This window comes from Streptomyces sp. NPDC104761 (assembly GCF_055583445.1).
Genome location: NZ_JBVJNZ010000002.1, coordinates 99,713 through 118,557, shown reverse-complemented (window position 1 = coordinate 118,557; position 18,845 = coordinate 99,713). Strand labels below are relative to the sequence as shown.

General features: G+C 70.9%; 15 protein-coding genes and 1 riboswitch. Of the genes, 13 read left to right on the top strand and 2 right to left on the bottom strand.

What is annotated here, in order from left to right; genetic code table 11:
- Positions 1–11: 11 nt before the first annotated feature.
- From ACZ63F_RS07105 to ACZ63F_RS07045, 13 genes are all read left to right on the top strand, one after another.
- On the top strand, positions 12–1,499 hold the full coding sequence (locus tag ACZ63F_RS07105; protein ID WP_469709945.1) for a protein kinase domain-containing protein: 1,488 nt from the start codon (positions 12–14) through the stop codon (positions 1,497–1,499).
- A 99-nt stretch (positions 1,500–1,598) separates the two neighbouring features.
- Positions 1,599–2,423, top strand: a complete 825-nt coding sequence (locus ACZ63F_RS07100; RefSeq protein ID WP_469709499.1) for a glycoside hydrolase domain-containing protein — start codon at positions 1,599–1,601, stop codon at positions 2,421–2,423.
- 170 nt (positions 2,424–2,593) lie between these two features.
- Positions 2,594–3,241 carry a SurA N-terminal domain-containing protein gene (locus ACZ63F_RS07095; RefSeq protein ID WP_352364442.1) on the top strand — a complete coding sequence of 216 codons (648 nt, stop codon included), beginning with the start codon at positions 2,594–2,596 and terminating at the stop codon, positions 3,239–3,241.
- A gap of 186 nt (positions 3,242–3,427) precedes the next feature.
- Positions 3,428–4,435 carry a nucleoside triphosphate pyrophosphohydrolase gene (locus tag ACZ63F_RS07090; protein ID WP_469709497.1) on the top strand — a complete coding sequence of 336 codons (1,008 nt, stop codon included), beginning with the start codon at positions 3,428–3,430 and terminating at the stop codon, positions 4,433–4,435.
- The gene (locus ACZ63F_RS07085; RefSeq protein WP_469709495.1) at positions 4,432–5,685 is read left to right on the top strand and encodes a cytochrome P450 family protein; all 1,254 of its coding nucleotides are present in this window, start codon (positions 4,432–4,434) and stop codon (positions 5,683–5,685) included. The genes ACZ63F_RS07090 and ACZ63F_RS07085 overlap by 4 nt, the downstream gene beginning before the upstream one ends.
- 221 nt (positions 5,686–5,906) lie before the next feature.
- Positions 5,907–6,914, top strand: a complete 1,008-nt coding sequence (locus tag ACZ63F_RS07080) for a transglycosylase family protein (RefSeq protein ID WP_469709493.1) — start codon at positions 5,907–5,909, stop codon at positions 6,912–6,914.
- A gap of 194 nt (positions 6,915–7,108) precedes the next feature.
- Positions 7,109–7,283: riboswitch (cyclic di-AMP (ydaO/yuaA leader) on the top strand.
- Between the two features lie 4 nt (positions 7,284–7,287).
- The gene (locus tag ACZ63F_RS07075; protein WP_469709491.1) at positions 7,288–7,977 is read left to right on the top strand and encodes a transglycosylase family protein; all 690 of its coding nucleotides are present in this window, start codon (positions 7,288–7,290) and stop codon (positions 7,975–7,977) included.
- Between the two features lie 467 nt (positions 7,978–8,444).
- The gene (gene eno, locus ACZ63F_RS07070) at positions 8,445–9,731 is read left to right on the top strand and encodes a phosphopyruvate hydratase (protein WP_351957329.1); all 1,287 of its coding nucleotides are present in this window, start codon (positions 8,445–8,447) and stop codon (positions 9,729–9,731) included.
- 126 nt (positions 9,732–9,857) lie between these two features.
- A complete protein-coding gene (locus ACZ63F_RS07065) occupies positions 9,858–10,334 on the top strand; it encodes an FtsB family cell division protein (RefSeq protein WP_351957330.1) in 477 nt (158 codons plus the stop codon).
- Between the two features lie 29 nt (positions 10,335–10,363).
- Positions 10,364–10,888, top strand: coding sequence for a DUF501 domain-containing protein (locus ACZ63F_RS07060; RefSeq protein ID WP_469709489.1), 525 nt, complete (start codon positions 10,364–10,366; stop codon positions 10,886–10,888).
- A 198-nt stretch (positions 10,889–11,086) separates the two neighbouring features.
- Positions 11,087–12,028 (top strand): Ppx/GppA phosphatase family protein, encoded by a 942-nt coding sequence (locus ACZ63F_RS07055; RefSeq protein ID WP_457695461.1) that lies wholly within the window; start codon positions 11,087–11,089, stop codon positions 12,026–12,028.
- Positions 12,029–12,469: 441 nt separating this feature from the next.
- Positions 12,470–13,849, top strand: coding sequence for an NAD(P)/FAD-dependent oxidoreductase (locus ACZ63F_RS07050; RefSeq protein ID WP_093502015.1), 1,380 nt, complete (start codon positions 12,470–12,472; stop codon positions 13,847–13,849).
- A gap of 207 nt (positions 13,850–14,056) precedes the next feature.
- Entirely contained in the window at positions 14,057–15,355 is a 1,299-nt protein-coding gene (locus ACZ63F_RS07045) for a class I SAM-dependent methyltransferase (protein ID WP_469709486.1), read from the top strand.
- A gap of 110 nt (positions 15,356–15,465) precedes the next feature.
- Here ACZ63F_RS07045 and ACZ63F_RS07040 read toward each other — a convergent pair whose 3' ends face one another.
- Complete coding sequence (locus tag ACZ63F_RS07040; RefSeq protein ID WP_469709484.1) at positions 15,466–17,994, bottom strand: ABC transporter permease; 2,529 nt, start codon at positions 17,992–17,994, stop codon at positions 15,466–15,468.
- Positions 17,994–18,758, bottom strand: a complete 765-nt coding sequence (locus tag ACZ63F_RS07035) for an ABC transporter ATP-binding protein (protein ID WP_469709944.1) — start codon at positions 18,756–18,758, stop codon at positions 17,994–17,996. The genes ACZ63F_RS07040 and ACZ63F_RS07035 overlap by 1 nt, the downstream gene beginning before the upstream one ends.
- Positions 18,759–18,845: the final 87 nt, after the last annotated feature.

Genomic DNA, 18,845 nt, shown 5'->3' with positions numbered 1-18,845 from the left:
GCCGCTACGAGCTGTCCACGCTCATCGGGCAGGGCGGGATGGGCCAGGTGTGGACGGCGTACGACCAGCGGCTCGACCGGCGGGTGGCGGTGAAGCTGCTGCGCCCCGACAAGGTGGCGGGCGCGGAGGCGGAGGAGCTGCGCCGCCGGTTCCTGCGGGAGTGCCGGGTCACCGCGCAGGTCGACCACCCCGGCCTGGTCACCGTGCACGACGCGGGCAGCGAGGGCGAGGAGCTCTTCCTGGTCATGCAGTACGTGGACGGCGCCGACCTCTCCGACCACCTGGCCGAGCACGACCCGTACCCGTGGCAGTGGGCGGTCGCGGTGGCCGCACAGCTGTGCGCAGTGCTGAGCGCCGTGCACGCCGTGCCGATCGTCCACCGCGACCTCAAGCCGCGCAACGTCATGGTGAAACAGGACGGCACGGTCACCGTCCTCGACCTGGGCGTCGCCTCCGTCATGGATACCGACACCACCCGCCTCACCCACACCGGCTCACCGATCGGCTCGCCCGCCTACATGGCGCCCGAGCAGGCGATGGGCGGCGCGGTCGGCCCGTACACCGACCTGTACGCGCTCGGCGTGCTCCTGCACGAACTGCTCAGCGGAGAGGTCCCGTTCGCGGGGTCCACGGCGCTCGGCGTGCTGCACCGGCACCTGTACGAGCCGCCGGTGCCGGTACGCCGGACCCGCCCCGAGGTCCCCGAACCACTCGAAAGCCTCGTACTGCGCCTGCTCGCCAAGGACCCGCAGCACCGCCCGGCGTCCGCACAGGAGGTCTACGAGGACCTGGCGGTGCTCCTGCCCGCGCGCGGGACGCCGTCCGGGTCGCCCCTGGACCCCACGCGCCCGTTCCTGCGCCCCCACGCCCCCTGGCCCGACCGGGCGCGGACCCCCGCACCGCAGCCCGCCGCCCCCGTGGCCGCCGTACCCGGCAGGCCGGATGTCGCCGCCGCCGTCGACGAGGTCAAGCGGCTGCTGGGGGAGGGGCGCATCACCCAGGCCGTCGACATCCTGGGCGCGATCCTGCCTGCCGCCGCCGACCAGCACGGTGAGCGCTCCACGGTCGTCCGCACGCTGCGCAAGCAGTACGCGGCCACGCTCATGGACGACGGACAGTACCGGCGGGCGCTGCCCGAACTGCGCCGCCTCGCCGACGAACGCGCCGCCGAGGCGGGCCAGGCCGACCCGCAGGTCCTGCGCTTCCGCTACGAGACCGCCCAGTGCCTGGAACAGCTCGGCGAACCGGCGGCGGCGCTCGCGGAGTACCGCGCACTGCTGCCGTACTACGAGAACCAGTACGTGGCCGGCGACCCGCAGCTCGCGCACGAGGTGCGCCGCCGGATCGGGCATCTGCTGCTCGCGCTCGGCGACCGGCCGGCCGCCCACGACACGCTCACCCGGCTGCTGTTCGACGTGGAACGGCTGCACGGGCCCGGCCACCCGCTGGCGGGCGAGGTACGGCGGACGCTGCACTGGCTGGGGCAGATGCGCGGCTAGTTCCCGCACAGTGCATACTGCACCTGCTTTTCGTACAACCTGTCGCACAGCAACGGCACAGGCCAAGACACGAGTAAAGACACAGGGTGGGGTTCCGGCATGTCCAGCCATCGGCAGTCGAAGAAGCGCAGATACATCACCTGGGGCGTCGCGGGTGCCGCGGTCGTCGCCGGGGGCGGTATCGCCGCGCAGACCTCCATGGCGGCCACCACCTGGCCCGCCCAGAAGACGTTCACCGGCCGCGCGTTCGACACCTGCGCCGCGCCCTCGCTCGCCGCGATGAAGGCCTGGAACACCGGCTTCTACGGCGCCGCCGCCGTCTACATCGGCGGCAAGAACCGCGGCTGCGCCCAGCCCAACCTCACCGCCTCCTGGGTCAAGTCCGTCTCCGCGGCCGGCTGGAAGCTCATCCCGCTCTACGTCGGCGCCCAGCCGTCCTGTGGATCCGGCGGCTCCGTGAAGATCAGCGCGGCCACCGCGGCCGCCACCGGCAAGTCCGAGGCGGACGACGCCGTGGCCAAGGCCGCCGCACTCGGCATGAAGGCCGGAAGCCCGATCTACCTCGACATGGAGGCGTACGACACGACGAACACGTCGTGCAACAACGCCGTGCTGACCTATGTCCGCGCCTTCGACAAGGAACTGCGCGCGAAGACCTACCGCGCCGGCTACTACGGCTTCACCAGCTCCAGCGCCAAGGCGATCGCGAACGCCGCCGACAAGACCGACCTGCCGGGCAACCTCTGGTACGCGCTGTGGGACAAGCAGAACACCACGACCACGGACTGGCCGTTCGGCTCGACCCAGTTCACCGGGCACAGCCGGGCGCACCAGTACCTGGTCAACAGCAAGGAGACGCGCGGCGGTTACACGATCACCGTGGACCGTGACGCGTGGGACGCCCCGGTGGCGATCACCGGCTGAGCGGGATCCGCACGGGATCAGTACCGCAAACCCTTCCGGAGGGTGGTGCGGCGGTGCCGGAAGTGCGTGTGAATCGTTGGTCGAATGGGTTGGCCAGAGCTTGCCCACTGCCTACCATCGATCACCGCAAGACTTTGTGCACCGTCGCACAATCTCCTCGGGAGGCACCCTTGCACCGCCGCCGTCGCACCGCGCTCCTCCTCTCCGCCGCGATCGCCGCCGCGGCCCCCTTCCTGACCGCCTGCGGAAGCGACGCGCACCCGGGCGCGGCGGCCGTCGTCGGCGGCCAGCGGATCAGCGTCTCGCAGCTGGAGAACCGCGTGAACGAGGTGCGCCGGGCGCAGCGCGCCGCGGTGCCGGACGCGACGCAGTACCAGCAGGTCCTCGCCTCCACCAGCAGCCTCACCCGGGACACCCTGTACAACATGGTCCTCGACAAGGTGCTGCACCGGGCCGCCCAGGACGCCGGCGTCAGCGTCACCCGCGCGGAGGTCGAGCAGATGCGCTCCGGCCTCGAACAGCAGGCCGGCGGTTCCGCGGCGTTGCAGACGGCCTGGCTGCAGAAGTACGGCATCGCCCCCCAGCGACTGGACGACAACCTCCGCTTCCAGGTGGAGGCCAAGAAGCTCGCCGAGGCGCTCGGCACCGACACCTCGCAGCCCGCCTTCTGGAAGGCCCTGGCGAGTGCCTCCAACGAGCTCCACGTGGACCTCAACCCGCGCTACGGCGCCTGGGACGTCCAGAAGAGCAGCCGGGTGGACGCCAAGACGCCGTGGGTACGGGAGGTCACCTCGGGCGGGACGCAGGTGTCGGCGTAGGGCGGGCCCGGCCACCGGTGCGGCCGTCTCCGCTGTGACCACGGTGATCACCGCGACGACGGTGATCCCCGCGATCCCCGCGATCACCGCGATCACCGCGATCATGGCGGTCATACGATCACTTGACCGCCCCCACCCTGTGGACAAACCGCGAGGTGGGCAGCGGCGGTGCGTTACGTTCGGAGCGTGAACACCACCAGGCCCGAACCCACCACCCCGGACCCCTCTCCCGCGGCCGCCGACGCCGGCCGGGTCGTCCTGCTCACCACCAGCCACCGGGTCGCCCCCGGCCTGCTGTCCTGGCCCGCCTGGCAGGCCCTGCGCGCGGCGGACCGCGTGCTGTGCGCGGACGGCGCGCATCCGCAGCTGCCGTATCTGCGGGAGGCCGGGACCGCCGTGGACGAGGCGGCCCCCACCGCCGAGGAACTGGTCGACGCCTGCGCCGGCGGCCGGACGGTGGTGGTCGTGGCGACGGGCGAGGGCGAACCGGCGCTCACGGACGGCCTGGCCCGCCTGGCCGGCTCGGGCCGGGTCCGGATGCCCGAGCTGGAGCTCCTCCCCGCCTCCTACGACCTGCCCGGCGCCCGCCTCCTCGACCTCGTCCAGGTCATGGACCGGATCCGCGCGGAGTGCCCCTGGTCGTCCCGGCAGACCCACCGCGGCCTCGCGAAGTACGGCATCGAGGAGGCCTACGAACTCGTCGAGGCGATCGAGGAGGGCGACCGCGACGAACTGCGCGAGGAACTGGGCGACGTGCTGCTCCAGGTCGTCTTCCACGCGCGGATCGCGGAGGAGGACCCGGAGGCCCCCTTCTCGATCGACGACGTCGCGGGAGGCATCGTCGCCAAGCTCATCCACCGCCACCCGCACGTCTTCGGCGACGAGACCGCCTCGACGCCGGAGGAGGTCAAGGAGCACTGGCTGCGGACCAAGGCGGTGGAGAAGCGGCGCGAGTCGGTGACGGACGGGATACCCCTCGCGCAGCCGGGCCTCGCCCTGGCGGCGAAGCTGGCCTCGCGGGTGCGGACGGCGGGACTGGAGGTGCCGCTGCCGCAGGAGCAGGGCATCGGCTACGAACTGCTCGCGCTGGCGGCCCGCGCGGAGGCGGAGGGCGTCGACCCGGAGGCGGCCCTGCGGGCGGCGGCCCGGGCCTACCGGGACGCGGTGCGGGCGGCGGAGGGAGTGGCGAAGTGACCGCCGCCCCGGACCTGTTCACCTGGGAGTTCGCCGCCGACCCCTACCCCGCCTACGCCTGGCTGCGGGAGCACGAGCCGGTACGGTGGACCCGGCTGCCCAGCGGGGTGGAGGCCTGGCTGGTCACGCGGTACGCCGATGCCAAGCAGGCCCTCGCCGACCCCCGTCTGTCCAAGAATCCGGCGCATCACGACGAGCCCGCGCACGCCAAGGGGAAGACCGGCATCCCCGGTGAGCGCAAGGCCGAGCTGATGACGCACCTGCTGAACATCGACCCGCCGGACCACACCCGGCTGCGGCGGCTGGTGAGCAAGGCGTTCACACCGCGCCGGGTGGCCGAGTTCGCGCCGCGGGTGCGGGAGCTGACCGACCGGCTCATCGACGGGTTCGCGGAGCGGGGCGAGGCCGACCTCATCCACGAGTTCGCCTTTCCGCTCCCCATCTACGCCATCTGCGACCTGCTCGGCGTCCCGCCCGGGGACCAGGACGACTTCCGGGACTGGGCGGGGATGATGATCCGGCACGGGGGCGGGCCGCGGGGCGGGGTCGCGCGGTCCGTGAAGAAGATGCGCGGGTATCTGGCCGAGCTGATCCACCGGAAGCGGGAGGCGCTGTCCGCCGAGGCCGGTCCCGGCGAGGACCTCATCTCGGGGCTCATCCGGGCCTCGGACCACGGTGAGCACCTCACCGAGAACGAGGCCGCGGCCATGGCCTTCATTTTGCTGTTCGCCGGTTTCGAGACCACCGTCAACCTCATCGGCAACGGCACGTACGCGCTGCTCACCCACCCCGGGCAGCGGGCCCGGCTGCAGGATTCCCTGGCCGCCGGCGAGCGCGGGCTGCTGGAGACCGCTGTCGAGGAACTGCTCCGCTACGACGGACCGGTGGAGCTGGCCACCTGGCGGTTCGCCACCGAGCCGGTCGCGATCGGCGGGCAGCACATCGCGCCCGGTGACCCGGTCCTCGTTGTCCTGGCCGCGGCGGACCGGGACCCGGAGCGGTTCGCCGAGCCGGACACCCTCGACCTCTCCCGGCGGGACAACCAGCACCTCGGCTACGGCCACGGCATCCACTACTGCCTCGGCGCTCCGCTCGCCCGCCTGGAGGGACAGACCGCGCTCGCCGGTCTCCTCACCCGCCTTCCGGACCTGCGACTGGCCGTCGACGACGGGGAGTTGCGGTGGCGCGGCGGACTCATCATGCGCGGACTGCGTACTCTCCCGGTGGAGTTCACGCCCACCGGTCGGTGAGCCCTCGCCGGGCCCTCGCCGGGCCCGCGGCGAGCCTTCGCCGAAGCCACCACCGGCCCGTACGGGCAAAAGGTGACCGGCGTTCAAGTCTGTGATCTTCACGTGATCTGCGCGGCATTAACTTGTGACAAGTGATCGTCTGCCGATACGTTCACCCATCAGCGCGGCGCCCTCGCGGGACCCGCCGCGCTGGTCACCGCTGTCGCTCGAAAGGTTTCCGCATGCTCTCCGGGAACGGTCGTCACCGTCGCCCCCGCCAGGCTCCGGCACTCCTCGTCGCGGCCGGGGTGACCGGCTCCGCCATCGCCATCCCGCTCCTCGGCGCGGTGAACGCCAGCGCGGCCGACGGCTCTACCTGGGACCACGTGGCCGAGTGCGAGAGCGGCGGCTCCTGGAGCGCCGACAACGGCACGGGCTACTACGGCGGTCTTCAGATCTCCCTGGAGGACTGGAGCAAGTACGGGGGCCAGGAGTACGCCTCCACGCCGGACCAGGCGAGCCGTTCGCAGCAGATCGCGGTCGCCGAGAAGATGCTCGCCGACCAGGGCACCAAAGCCTGGCGGACCTGCGCCCTGCTCGCCGGACTCTCGTCCGACGACGCCTCGGTGAACGTCGACACGGGCCTGGGCAGCTCGGGTGGTTCGTCTGGTTCATCCGACTCGTCCGACTCATCGGACTCGTCCTCCGGGCTGTCCGACTCATCCTCTTCCTCCGGTTCTGACGCCTCTTCGGGCACTACGGACTCCGGGGGCGGCTCCGTCACCCCCTCCCCGGGTTCGAGCGCCGGCGGCGACTCCAAGGCTGACGCCTCCGGCAAATCCAGCAAGACGGACAAGTCGGAAACCTCCGACTCCGATTCCGGCTCCGCTGCGCCGAAGGCCAGTGAGAGTCCTGTCACCTCCGGGGCTGACGACTCGGACAAATCGTGGCAGACCGGGGGGTCTTGGAGTCTGGTGGACACGGGAGCCGTCGGTGGCGGCGGTAAGCACCGCGGCGGTTCGGCGGACGAAAGCGTGACAAACGGTCAGAATGTCACCTCCTCCGGCCGGCACGCCTCCGGCGACGGCGGCACCTACGTCGTCCGCGACGGCGACACCCTCGCCTCCATCGCCGACTCCCTTGGTCTGGACGGCGGGTGGCGCGCGCTCTATGACGTGAACAAGGCCGACATCGGCTCCGACCCGAATGCCATCACCCCCGGTCAGACCCTGAAACTCGGCACCGAATAGGACGAAAGGCGGCGGGAGTTGACGCCCTGCTTCGAGCTGAATGTCCGTTTTGGTGAGAGTGTGGGATGAGTCTCAGAAGCCCTGATCATCTTTGAAATTCACCTGATGGCCTGTTTACGGTCGAGGCCGCTCGTCACCACGAGCCCCGGCCGTCGCAACGCCGAGTCCTGCCAGCGGCTGCCCGGGAACAGTCGTCGCGTCATGCGCCGTAGGCAGGAGCGGGGGACCCAAGGTAAGTGCCGGGACCGGTGGTTGAGACCGCCGATCCGGCTCGGGGTGAAGCCGCGCACCGACACACGGGTGTGCGGCCGGGCAACTCAACCGGCCCGAACCCGACAGCTCACCTCGCAGGCGTCGGTGAGGGGATCGATCCATGCTGTTCTCCGGCAAGGGCAAGCACCGTCGTCCGTCCAAGGCCGTCCGCGCCATCGCTGTCGCCGGTGTCACCGGCGTCGCCGTCGCCGCCCCGCTGATGGCGGCCGGCAGCGCCTCCGCCGCCACCGCCTCCGAGTGGGACGCCGTCGCCCAGTGCGAGTCCGGCGGCAACTGGGCCATCAACACCGGCAACGGCTACTACGGCGGTCTGCAGTTCTCCGCCTCCACCTGGGCCGCGTACGGCGGCACGCAGTACGCCGCGCAGGCCAACCAGGCCACCAAGGCGCAGCAGATCCAGATCGCCGAGAAGGTCCTCGCCGCGCAGGGCAAGGGTGCCTGGCCGGTCTGCGGCACGGGTCTGTCCGGCGCCACCTACAGCGGCAGCAGCACCGGCTCCTCCAGCTCCTCGTCGAGCAGCAGCGCCGGCACGAGCACCCGGTCGACCGACACCCAGGCCGCCTCCCGCTCCGCCGAGCGCCCGGCCGCCAAGAAGACCGTCACCACCCCGACCGGCAAGAAGGTCAAGAAGGGCGACGGCGAGTACAAGGTCGTCAAGGGCGACACCCTCAGCTCGATCGCCGCGAAGCACAAGGTCAAGGGCGGCTGGCAGGCGCTGTTCAAGCTGAACAAGGACATCGTCGAGGACGCCGACTTCATCTACCCGGGCCAGCAGCTGCACCTGAAGTAGGGCGCCTGACGCAGCCCGCGGGGCGGCCGCCGAAAGTACCAAGCGGTGCCCAGCTGAACCACAGCTCCCCCACAGCCGTGGTCCCCATAGTGGAGACCACGTGAGGGCCACCCCCGTCCCCCACGAACCCCGCTCCGGTGCGTTTTCCCCCGAACGCACCGGAGCGGGGTTTCTCTTTGCCGCCGCCCGCCGCCCGCCGCCCGCCGCCCGCCGCCCGCCGCCCGCCACCCGCCGCCCTGTGGTCCCCGTCGCCCCGGCGTCCCCTTCTTGGTCCGCTCTTCTCCCGTTCTTCATCGGACCCCCCTTTGTTCCGCACGTGAACAATGAGTACCGTCTGTGTGTCCACGGGCCGGTCGGTCGTGCCGGCCGACGGCCCCGGGACGGTTAGGCTCTAGTCGCAAGGCTGAGCAAGGGCCGACGAGGCCCGCGTGCGCCCCGCACAACCAGCGTCACATCCCAAGAAGGAGATGCTCGTGCCGTCCATCGACGTCGTCGTAGCCCGGGAAATCCTGGACTCCCGAGGCAACCCCACGGTCGAGGTCGAGGTCGGCCTCGACGACGGCAGCACGGGTCGTGCCGCCGTCCCGTCCGGCGCCTCCACCGGTGCCTTCGAGGCCATCGAGCTTCGTGACGGCGACCCCAACCGCTACCAGGGCAAGGGCGTCGAGAAGGCCGTCCTCGCCGTCATCGAGCAGATCGGCCCGGAGCTCGTCGGCTACGACGCCACCGAGCAGCGCCTGATCGACCAGGCGATGTTCGACCTGGACGCCACCGACAACAAGGGCTCGCTCGGCGCCAACGCCATCCTCGGCGTCTCCCTCGCCGTCGCGCACGCCGCCTCCGAGGCGTCCGACCTGCCGCTGTTCCGCTACCTCGGCGGCCCGAACGCGCACCTGCTGCCCGTCCCGATGATGAACATCCTCAACGGCGGCTCGCACGCGGACTCCAACGTCGACATCCAGGAGTTCATGATCGCCCCGATCGGCGCGGAGTCCTTCTCCGAGGCGCTGCGCTGGGGTGCCGAGGTCTACCACACCCTGAAGAAGGTCCTGAAGGGCAAGGGCCTGGCCACCGGCCTCGGCGACGAGGGCGGCTTCGCCCCGAACCTGGAGTCGAACCGCGCCGCGCTCGACCTCATCCTGGAGGCCATCAAGCAGGCCGGTTACGTCCCCGGCGAGCAGATCGCGCTCGCGCTCGACGTCGCCGCGTCCGAGTTCTACAAGGACGGCAAGTACGAGTTCGAGGGCAAGTCCCGCTCGGCCGCCGAGATGACCGAGTACTACGAGGAGCTCGTCGCCTCCTACCCGCTGGTCTCCATCGAGGACCCGCTGTTCGAGGACGACTGGGCGGGCTGGAAGGTCCTCACCGACAAGCTCGGCGACAAGGTGCAGATCGTCGGCGACGACCTGTTCGTCACCAACCCGGAGCGCCTGGCCCGTGGCATCGAGGAGGGCACCGCCAACGCCCTGCTCGTCAAGGTGAACCAGATCGGTTCGCTGACCGAGACCCTGGACGCCGTCGAGCTCGCCCAGCGCAACGGCTTCAAGTGCATGATGTCGCACCGCTCCGGTGAGACCGAGGACGTCACCATCGCCGACCTCGCCGTCGCCACCAACTGCGGCCAGATCAAGACCGGCGCCCCGGCCCGCTCCGAGCGCGTCGCCAAGTACAACCAGCTGCTGCGCATCGAGGAGATCCTCGACGACGCGGCGGTGTACGCGGGCCGCAGCGCCTTCCCGCGCTTCAAGGGCTGAGCCCGTACGTCCCCGTACGGCCCGTAGAGGGTAAGGCTTAGCCAGTCGTACGTACGTCCCCGTACCCGGTCCCGTACCGTGTCCGGGGACGTACGCACGTATCAGGGCGACCAGGGAGGCGGGGACATGGCCGTGAAGGACCGGGACCGGTTCTCCACCGCGACCAGGCTCAAGCTGCTCGGCGAGCAGACGGCGGCCCGGGTCTACCGTTCCCAGACCAGGCGTCAGGCCCGCCGCTCCCGGCTCACCGGCCGCGCCGCGCTGCTCGCGATCGTGCTGTGCACGATGGTCGTGGCGCTCGCCTATCCGATGCGGCAGTACGTCTCCCAGCGCGCCGAGATCTCGGACCTCGAACGGCAGCAGCAGCAGGCCCGGCAGCGGGTCGAGCAGCTGCGGGACCTCAAGGCGCGGTGGCAGGACGACGCGTACGCCGAGCAGCAGATCCGCGAGCGGCTGCACTATGTGATGCCGGGCGAGACCGGGTTCGTGGTGATCGACCCCGGTGCCGCCAAGCAGGCGCACGCCTACCTCGGGGCGGCCGACCGGCCCTGGTACGCGAACGTCTGGGACGGCGTCGACAAGTCCGACGCGTCCGACCAGTGAACCGACAGAAAGCCACACAGAACACAGTCATGCACACGCCTCCGCCCTCCACTCCGCGCACCGAGCCGACCGACGCCGACGTCGAGGCCTTCAAGCAGCAGCTCGGGCGGCCGCCGCGCGGGCTGCGGGCGATCGCGCACCGGTGCCCGTGCGGGCAGCCGGACGTCGTGGAGACCGCGCCGCGGCTGCCGGACGGGACGCCGTTCCCGACGCTGTACTACCTGACGTGCCCGAAGGCCGCGTCCGCCATCGGGACCCTCGAGGCCAACGGCGTCATGAAGGAGATGACGGCGCGGCTGGAGAGCGATCCCGAGCTGGCGGCGGCGTACCGGGCCGCGCACGAGGACTACATCCGGCGCCGGGACGAGATCGAGGAACTGACGGGCTTTCCCAGCGCCGGGGGGATGCCGGACCGGGTGAAGTGCCTGCACGTGCTCGTGGCGCACTCCCTGGCCGCCGGCCCCGGTGTGAACCCGCTGGGCGACGAGGCGATCGCCATGCTGCCTCAGTGGTGGGCCAAGGGGGCGTGTGTGGTGCCCCCGGCCGAGCACTGACCGCCGGAGAGGTCGCCGTCCCGGGGGCTCCGCCCCCGGACCCCCGGGGACCCTCGCCCACCCACCACCCGACTCGGTCGATTGAGCAGGGACCGCCCCGACCGGGTCGGTCGAACGGGCGCCGCCCCTGCTCGGCCGACACGGCTCGGCTCGGCTGGGCCGTGTCGAGCCATCACGAACAGACAAGGAACCCACGCCATGACCCGCGTCGCCGCCATCGATTGCGGAACCAACTCCATCCGGCTGCTCGTCGCCGACGCGAACCCGGAGACGGGGGAGCTCGTCGATCTGGACCGGCGGATGGTGATCGTGCGGCTCGGGCAGGGGGTGGACCGGACCGGGCGGCTGGCGCCGGAGGCGCTGCAGCGGACGTTCGCGGCCTGCCGGGAGTACGCGGCGGTCATCAAGGAGTACGGCGCGGAGCGGCTGCGGTTCGTGGCCACCTCCGCCTCCCGTGACGCCGAGAACCGGGACGAGTTCGTGCGCGGTGTGCTGGACATCCTCGGCGTCGAGCCGGAGGTCATCAGCGGCGACCAGGAGGCCGAGTTCTCCTTCACGGGGGCGACGAGGGAGCTGGCGGGGCGCGAGGACCTCGCCAGGCCGTTCCTCGTCGTGGACATCGGCGGCGGGTCGACGGAGTTCGTCGTGGGCGACGCGCACGTGCGGGCCGCGCGGTCCGTGGACGTCGGGTGTGTGCGGATGACCGAGCGGCACCTCGTGCACGAGGGGCGCGTCAGCGACCCGCCCACCGAGGCCGAGACCGCCGCCATGCGGGCCGACATCGAGCGCGCCCTGGACCTCGCGGAGGAGACCGTGCCGCTGCGCGAGGCACGCACGCTGGTCGGTCTCGCCGGCTCGGTCACCACCCTCTCCGCCATCCACCAGGACCTGCCGGAGTACGACTCCGCGGCCATCCACCACTCCCGCATCCCCTACGCCCGGGTCCGGGAGATCACCGAGTGGCTGCTGCGGTCGACGCACGCCGAGCGGGCGGCGATCCCCTCCATGCACCCCGGGCGGGTCGACGTCATCGGGGCCGGTGCCCTCGTCCTTCAGTCGATCATGGAACGGGTGGGGGCCGAGGAGGTCGTGGTGAGCGAGCACGACATTCTGGACGGCATCGCCTGGTCCGTCGCCTGACCCACAGATCGGCGTGATCCATCCTCGGATGAGCATGCGAATCGACGGGTGAGCGCCCCGAACGGCCTGTGACACGCCGTGCCACGACACCTCGGCGGAAAACTTCGTGAAGTTCTTCACAAGGAATTCGGCGCAGGTGGCGGGTCCGGCGGGCGCTCTTGGGCCGTTCGGGGGCTCAACAGGCCCGAGCGCGTGCTCAGGAGAGCGTTCCGGGACCGTCTCGGGAGGTGCTCGTGCGGGTGACATCGGGTGCCCTCACGGTGCCCCCGGAAGCCTGGAGAGGCAGCTCACACGGCATTGACAACGTGTCGTATCGGAAGTGGGTTCCCGCTGCTGACCATGACCTCGGTCACGTGGGCGGCGGAGTGTAGCACGACCCCGGTGGAAGCTTGTGAAGGGGCGCACGAGCGGCCCCCTCCGGGCAGGTGGATACTCGATGCCATGAGCACCACGGAGCGTCCCAGGATCCTCGTAGTAGGCGGTGGGTACGTAGGCCTGTACGCAGCTCGGCGCATCCTCAAGAAGATGCGCTACGGCGAGGCGACCGTCACGGTCGTCGACCCCCGGTCGTACATGACCTACCAGCCCTTCCTCCCCGAAGCCGCCGCCGGCAGCATCTCCCCTCGGCACGTCGTCGTCCCGCTGCGACGCGTGCTGCCGAAGGCGGAGGTCCTCACCGGCCGGGTCACCACCATCGACCAGGACCGCAAGGTCGCCACGATCGCGCCGCTCGTCGGCGAGGCGTACGAGCTGCCTTTCGACTACCTGGTGATCGCGCTCGGCGCGGTCTCCCGCACCTTCCCGATCCCCGGCCTCGCCGAGCAGGGCATCGGCATGAAGGGCATCGAGGAGTCCATCGGCCTGCGCAACCACGTCCTCGAGCAGCTGGACAAGGCCGACTCCACGACCGACGAGGAGATCCGCCGCAAGGCGCTCACCTTCGTCTTCATCGGCGGTGGCTTCGCCGGCGCGGAGACCATCGGCGAGGTCGAGGACATGGCCCGCGACGCCGCCAAGTACTACAAGAACGTGTCCCGTGAGGACATGCGCTTCGTCCTCGTCGACGCCGCCGACAAGATCCTTCCCGAGGTCGGCCCCAAGCTCGGCCTGTACGGCAAGGAGCACCTGGAGAGCCGCGGTGTGGAGATCTACCTCTCCACCTCGATGGACTCCTGCGTCGACGGCCACGTGGTGCTGAAGAACGGCCTCGAGGTCGACTCCAACACGATCGTGTGGACGGCCGGCGTGAAGCCGAACCCGGCGCTGGCCCGCTTCGGCCTGCCGCTCGGTCCGCGCGGTCACGTCGACACCGCGCCGACCCTGCAGGTGCAGGGCACCGACTACATCTGGGCCGCGGGCGACAACGCCCAGGTGCCGGACGTCGCCGCCCGCAAGGCCGGCGTCGAGAACGCCTGGTGCCCGCCGAACGCGCAGCACGCGCTGCGCCAGGCCAAGGTCCTCGGCGACAACGTGGTCTCCGGCATGCGGGGCTTCCCGCAGAAGGAGTACAGCCACGCCAACAAGGGCGCGGTCGCCGGTCTGGGTCTGCACAAGGGCGTCGCGATGATCGTCCTGGGCAAGACCAAGATCAAGGTCAAGGGCCGTCTGGCCTGGTACATGCACCGCGGCTACCACGGTCTGGCCATGCCGACCTGGAACCGCAAGATCCGCATCTTCGCGGACTGGACGCTCGGCATGTTCCTCAAGCGCGAGGTCGTGTCCCTGGGTGCCATGGAGAACCCCCGCGAGGAGTTCTACGAGGCCGCCAAGCCGGCTCCGGTCGCCGCCCCGAAGGCCGAGGAGAAGGCCAAGGCCTCCTGACCCCGGTCACCGGTCGCTGAACCGTCCGAAGGGCCTCCCGCCATCCGTGGTGCGGGAGGCCCTTCGGCGTTCCCGGGCACCGCCCTGATTACATGGTGGCTACATCTTTTTTGCCCACTCGTAACTCCTTTGCGGGACTGCGCTGCTGCCCTCACGGTGTTTACGTGGTAACCGGCATCCGGGATCGCTGTCTTGGAGGTGTGCGCCATGGCCGACGCCGCGTCGCGGCTGAGGAATGTTGCCGAGCAGGTGCTGGGAGCCCCGCTCCCGGTACGGCTGCGGGCCTGGGACGGATCGGAGGCCGGGCCGCCGGGCGTGCCGACGCTCGTCGTGCGCAACCGCCGAGCCCTGCGCCGCATGTTGTTCAAGCCGGGCGAACTGGGCCTGGCCCGCGCCTGGGTCGCCGGTGACCTGGACATCGAGGGCGACCTCTACGGCGCCCTCGCGGTGATGTCCGGGCTGATCTGGGAGCGCGGCGAGGACGGCCGCACTCTCGCGCAGGCGCTGCGCGACCCCGCCGTGCGGGCCGCCGTCCGGGAGCTGCTGAAGCTCGCCGGGCCGCCCATCCCGCCCGCTCCGCCCCGCGAGGAGGTGCGCAGACGGAGCCACCTGCACACCCGCCGCAGCGACCGGCAGGCCATCAGCCACCACTACGACGTGGGGAACGACTTCTACGGGATCGTCCTCGGGCCGTCGATGGTGTACTCGTGCGCGTACTGGGGGGCCGTCGACGAAGCAGACACCCTGGAGACCGCCCAGCGCGACAAGCTCGAACTCGTCTGCGCCAAGCTCGGCCTGAGCCCCGGTCAGCGGCTGCTCGACGTCGGCTGCGGCTGGGGCTCCATGGCGATCCACGCGGCCCGCGAGCACGGCGTGAGCGTCGTCGGGGTCACCCTCTCCCAGGAGCAGGCCGCGTTCGCCCGTAAACGGGTCGCCGACGAGGGTCTGACGGACCGGGTGGAGATCAGGGTCCAGGACTACCGGGACGTCCGGGACGGGCCGTACGACGCGATCTCGTCGATCGGGATGGCGGAGCACGTCGGGGCCGAGCGGTACCTGGAGTACGCGGAGAACCTGTACGGGCTGCTGAAGCCCGGCGGGCGGCTGCTCAACCACCAGATCGCGCGGCGGCCGCAGCGCGACGAGTCGGCGTACGACGTCGACGAGTTCATCGACGCCTACGTCTTCCCGGACGGCGAGCTCGCGCCGGTCGGCACCACCGTCACCCAGCTGGAGCGGGCCGGGTTCGAGGTGCGGGACGTGGAGTCGATCCGCGAGCACTACGCCCGCACGCTGCGCCGGTGGGTGGCCAACCTGGAGGCCGACTGGCCGCGCGCGGTACGGCTGACCAGTCCGGGCCGGGCCCGCGTCTGGCGGCTGTACATGGCCGCCTCCGCCCTCGCCTTCGAACACAACCGCATCGGCGTCAACCAGGTGCTGGCCGTCCGGGCCTCGGACTCCGGCGCATCGGGGCTGCCCCTGCGCACCCGTACCTGGAACAGCTGACGGCATCCCGAAAGGGGCCCCACGCTCGCCGTGGGGCCCCTTCGCCGCAGACACTGCTGCCTGCTGCCTGCTGCCTGCTGCCTGCTGCCTGCTGTCGTGCCTGCTGTCCGCTACTCGGCCTTGATCGCCGCCAGCACGTTCAGCCTCGCCGCGCGGCGGGCCGGCCACAGGGCCGCCAGGACGCCGACCGTGCCGGCCAGGAGCAGGAAGACCGCCATCCTGCCCCAGGGCAGCACCAGTTCGTACGTCGGCATCCGCGAGCCGACCAGCTGACCGGCCGCCCAGCCGAAGAACACGCCCAGGCCGAGCCCCAGCACCCCGCCGAAGAGGGAGATGACCAGGGACTCCAGGCGGACCATCCGCTTGACCGCCTTGCGGTCCAGGCCGATCGCGCGGAGCATGCCGATCTCCTGGGAGCGTTCGAACACCGACATGGCCAGGGTGTTGATGACACCCAGGACCGCGACGATCACCGCCATCGCGAGCAGGCCGTAGACCATGTTCAGGATCAGCGTGAACGCCTGTGCGATGGAGTCGGACAGGTCCTGCTTGTCCTGGACCTTGATCGCCGGGTTGGAGCCGAGGGCCCTCTCCAGCCGGTCCTTGGCCGCGCCCGACGCGCCGTCCGCCGTCTTGACCATGACCTGCATGTCGGCGGGGTCGGTCTCGTGCGGGGTGAGGGTGGTGCTGTCGAGCATGATGCCGCGGATCACCTGGTTGCCCTCGTAGATCCCGGCGACCGTCAGCCGCTGCGCCTTCCCGTCCTCGTAGTGGACGGTGAAGACGGAACCGGCCTTCCAGCCGTGCGACGCGGCGGTGTCGTCGTCCACGGCGACGTCCGAGCCGCCGACCCTGAAGGAGCCGCTGTCCACCGTGAGGTCGGTGAGCTTGCCGATCGACGAGCCGTCGACGCCGGTCAGGAACTCGGTCTGGCCGTCGATGCGGGAGGCCGCGTTGCTGAGCGGGCTGGAGGCGGTCACGCCGTCGGTCGCCGCGACCTTCTTCGCCACGTTCGGCGAGAGCGCGTTGCCGTTGGCCATCGAGACGATGTAGTCCGCGCGGATCGCCGAGCTCGCCATCTTGTCGATGGACTTCTGCAGGCTGCCCGCCATCACCGTCATGCCGGTGATCAGGGTCAGGCCGATCATCAGCGCGGAGGCGGTGGCGGCGGTACGGCGCGGGTTGCGCACCGAGTTCTGGCGCGCGAGCTTGCCGGCGACGCCGAACCCGCGCAGCAGCGGGGCCGCGGCCGCGATCAGCGGGCGGGACAGCAGCGGGGTCAGGACGAAGACGCCGATGATGAGCAGGACCGCGCCGAAGCCCATCGGGGCCTGGCCGTCGGTGCCGTTCATCGTCGTCGCCGCCAGGATCACCACCACGCCCGCCGCCGAGAACAGGGCACCGATCGTGTTGCGCAGCACCAGCGACTTGGTGGTCGGGGCGGCGTGCAGGGCGCTCATCGCGGCCACCGGCGGGATCTTCGCGGCGCGGCGGCCGGGCAGCCAGGCGGCCAGCATGGTGATGACGACGCCGACCGCGAGGGCGGCGGCCACCGTGCCGGGGCTGACGACCAGCGGGCCGTCCGGGACGGTCGCGCCGAACGAGCCCAGCAGCGAGCGCAGTCCCGCGCCGATGCCGATACCGGCGACCAGACCGGTCACGCCGGCCACCGCGCCGACCACGAACGCCTCGATCAGCACCGAGCGGGTGACCTGGCGGCGGGAGGCGCCCACCGCGCGCAGCAGCGCCAGCTCCTTGGTGCGCTGGGCGACCAGCATGGTGAAGGTGTTGGCGATGATGAACGTGCCGACGAACAGCGCGATGCCGGCGAAGACCAGCAGGCCCGAGCGCAGGCCGCTCATGCTGCTGGAGATCTGCTCCGCCTGGTCGGCGGCGAGCTTGTGTCCCGTGGTGGTCTCCACGAGCTTCTTCGGGAGGGCCGCGTCCAGCTGGGACTTGAGGGCGGCCTGGCCGGTGCCCGCCTTCGCGGTCACGTCGATCTCGTCGTACGTGCCCTTCTTGCCGAACAGCTGCTGCGCGGTCGCCGTGTCGAACAGGGCGAGGCTGCCGCCGGCCGCGACGTTGCCGTCGTCGGTGGTGAAGATGCCGGCGACGGTCGGCTCGAGGACCGGGCCGTTCACCGAGATGCGCACGGTGTCGCCGACCTTGTAGCCGGCCCGCTCGGCGGTTTTGGAGTCGATCAGGACCTCGCCCTCGCCGCTCGGCGCGTGGCCGCTGACCAGCGGGTAACGGGCGTCCTTGGTGCCCCAGTAGTTGCCGCCCTCGGACTGCCAGCCGCCGCCGATCAGCTTGCCGTGCTTGTCGGCGATCGCCGTGAAGCCGGAGACGACCCCGGTGGCGGAGGCGGCCCCGGGGACCTTCGCCACCTTGTCGAGGACTGCCTGGGTGAGGTCGGGCGTCCTGCCGACCTTGTCGCCCTTGGAGTCCTGGTACTTGGCCCGGACGGCCACGTCGACGCCGTCGAAGCCCTTGGCGGAGCTGTTCTGGTAGGCGTCCGAGATGGTGTTGGTGAAGACCAGGGTGCCCGAGACGAACGCGACGCCGAGCATGACGGCGAGCACGGTCATCAGCAGCCGGGCCTTGTGCGCGAGGACGTTGCGCAGGGCGGTGCGGAACATCAGCTGGTTCGACCCTTCGCGTCGAACTGCTTCATGAAGTCGAGGACCGTCTCGGCCGTCGGCCGGTACATCTCGTCGACGATCCGGCCGTCGGCGAGGAAGACCACGCGGTCGGCGTACGCGGCCGCCACCGGGTCGTGGGTGACCATGACGACGGTCTGGCCCAGCTCCCGCACCGAGTTGCGCAGGAAGCCCAGCACCTCGGCGCCGGAGCGGGAGTCGAGGTTTCCGGTCGGCTCGTCACCGAAGATGATCTCCGGCCGGGAGGCGAGGGCGCGGGCCACGGCGACGCGCTGCTGCTGGCCGCCGGAGAGCTGCGAGGGACGGTGGCCGAGCCGGTCCCGGAGGCCGACCATCTCGATCACGCTCTCCAGCCACTGCTTGTCCGGTTTCCGACCCGCGATGTCCATCGGGAGGGTGATGTTCTCCAGCGCGGTCAGCGTCGGCAGCAGGTTGAACGCCTGGAAGATGAACCCGATCTTGTCCCGGCGCAGCCGGGTCAGCTGCTTGTCCTTCAGGGAGCCCAGCTCGGTGTCGCCGATCCGCACGGAACCGGAGGAGAAGGTGTCGAGGCCGGCCACGCAGTGCATCAGCGTGGACTTGCCCGAGCCGGACGGCCCCATGATCGCGGTGAACTCGGCCTGCCGGAACTCGACGGTGACCCGGTCCAGGGCGACCACCTGGGTCTCGCCCTGGCCGTAGATCTTCGAGAGGTCCGTGGCACGTGCGGCCACGGAAGTGGCCCGCCGGTCGGCTGGGGGCACCCCCGGACGAAGTTTGGGGGAGGGTGTGGTGGACACGGAAGGGCGCTCCTGTCGGGACGACGGCGTTCATGGGGACCACACCATCGT

Coding starts and splice junctions, on each gene's coding strand:
- eno (WP_351957329.1), top strand. CDS start 8,445: ATGCTCGTGCCGTCCATCGACGTCGTCGTAGCCCGGGAAATCCTGGAC.
- ACZ63F_RS07050 (WP_093502015.1), top strand. CDS start 12,470: ATGAGCACCACGGAGCGTCCCAGGATCCTCGTAGTAGGCGGTGGGTAC.
- ACZ63F_RS07075 (WP_469709491.1), top strand. CDS start 7,288: ATGCTGTTCTCCGGCAAGGGCAAGCACCGTCGTCCGTCCAAGGCCGTC.
- ACZ63F_RS07040 (WP_469709484.1), bottom strand. CDS start 17,994: ATGTTCCGCACCGCCCTGCGCAACGTCCTCGCGCACAAGGCCCGGCTG.
- ACZ63F_RS07065 (WP_351957330.1), top strand. CDS start 9,858: ATGGCCGTGAAGGACCGGGACCGGTTCTCCACCGCGACCAGGCTCAAG.
- ACZ63F_RS07045 (WP_469709486.1), top strand. CDS start 14,057: ATGGCCGACGCCGCGTCGCGGCTGAGGAATGTTGCCGAGCAGGTGCTG.
- ACZ63F_RS07100 (WP_469709499.1), top strand. CDS start 1,599: ATGTCCAGCCATCGGCAGTCGAAGAAGCGCAGATACATCACCTGGGGC.
- ACZ63F_RS07080 (WP_469709493.1), top strand. CDS start 5,907: ATGCTCTCCGGGAACGGTCGTCACCGTCGCCCCCGCCAGGCTCCGGCA.
- ACZ63F_RS07060 (WP_469709489.1), top strand. CDS start 10,364: ATGCACACGCCTCCGCCCTCCACTCCGCGCACCGAGCCGACCGACGCC.
- ACZ63F_RS07055 (WP_457695461.1), top strand. CDS start 11,087: ATGACCCGCGTCGCCGCCATCGATTGCGGAACCAACTCCATCCGGCTG.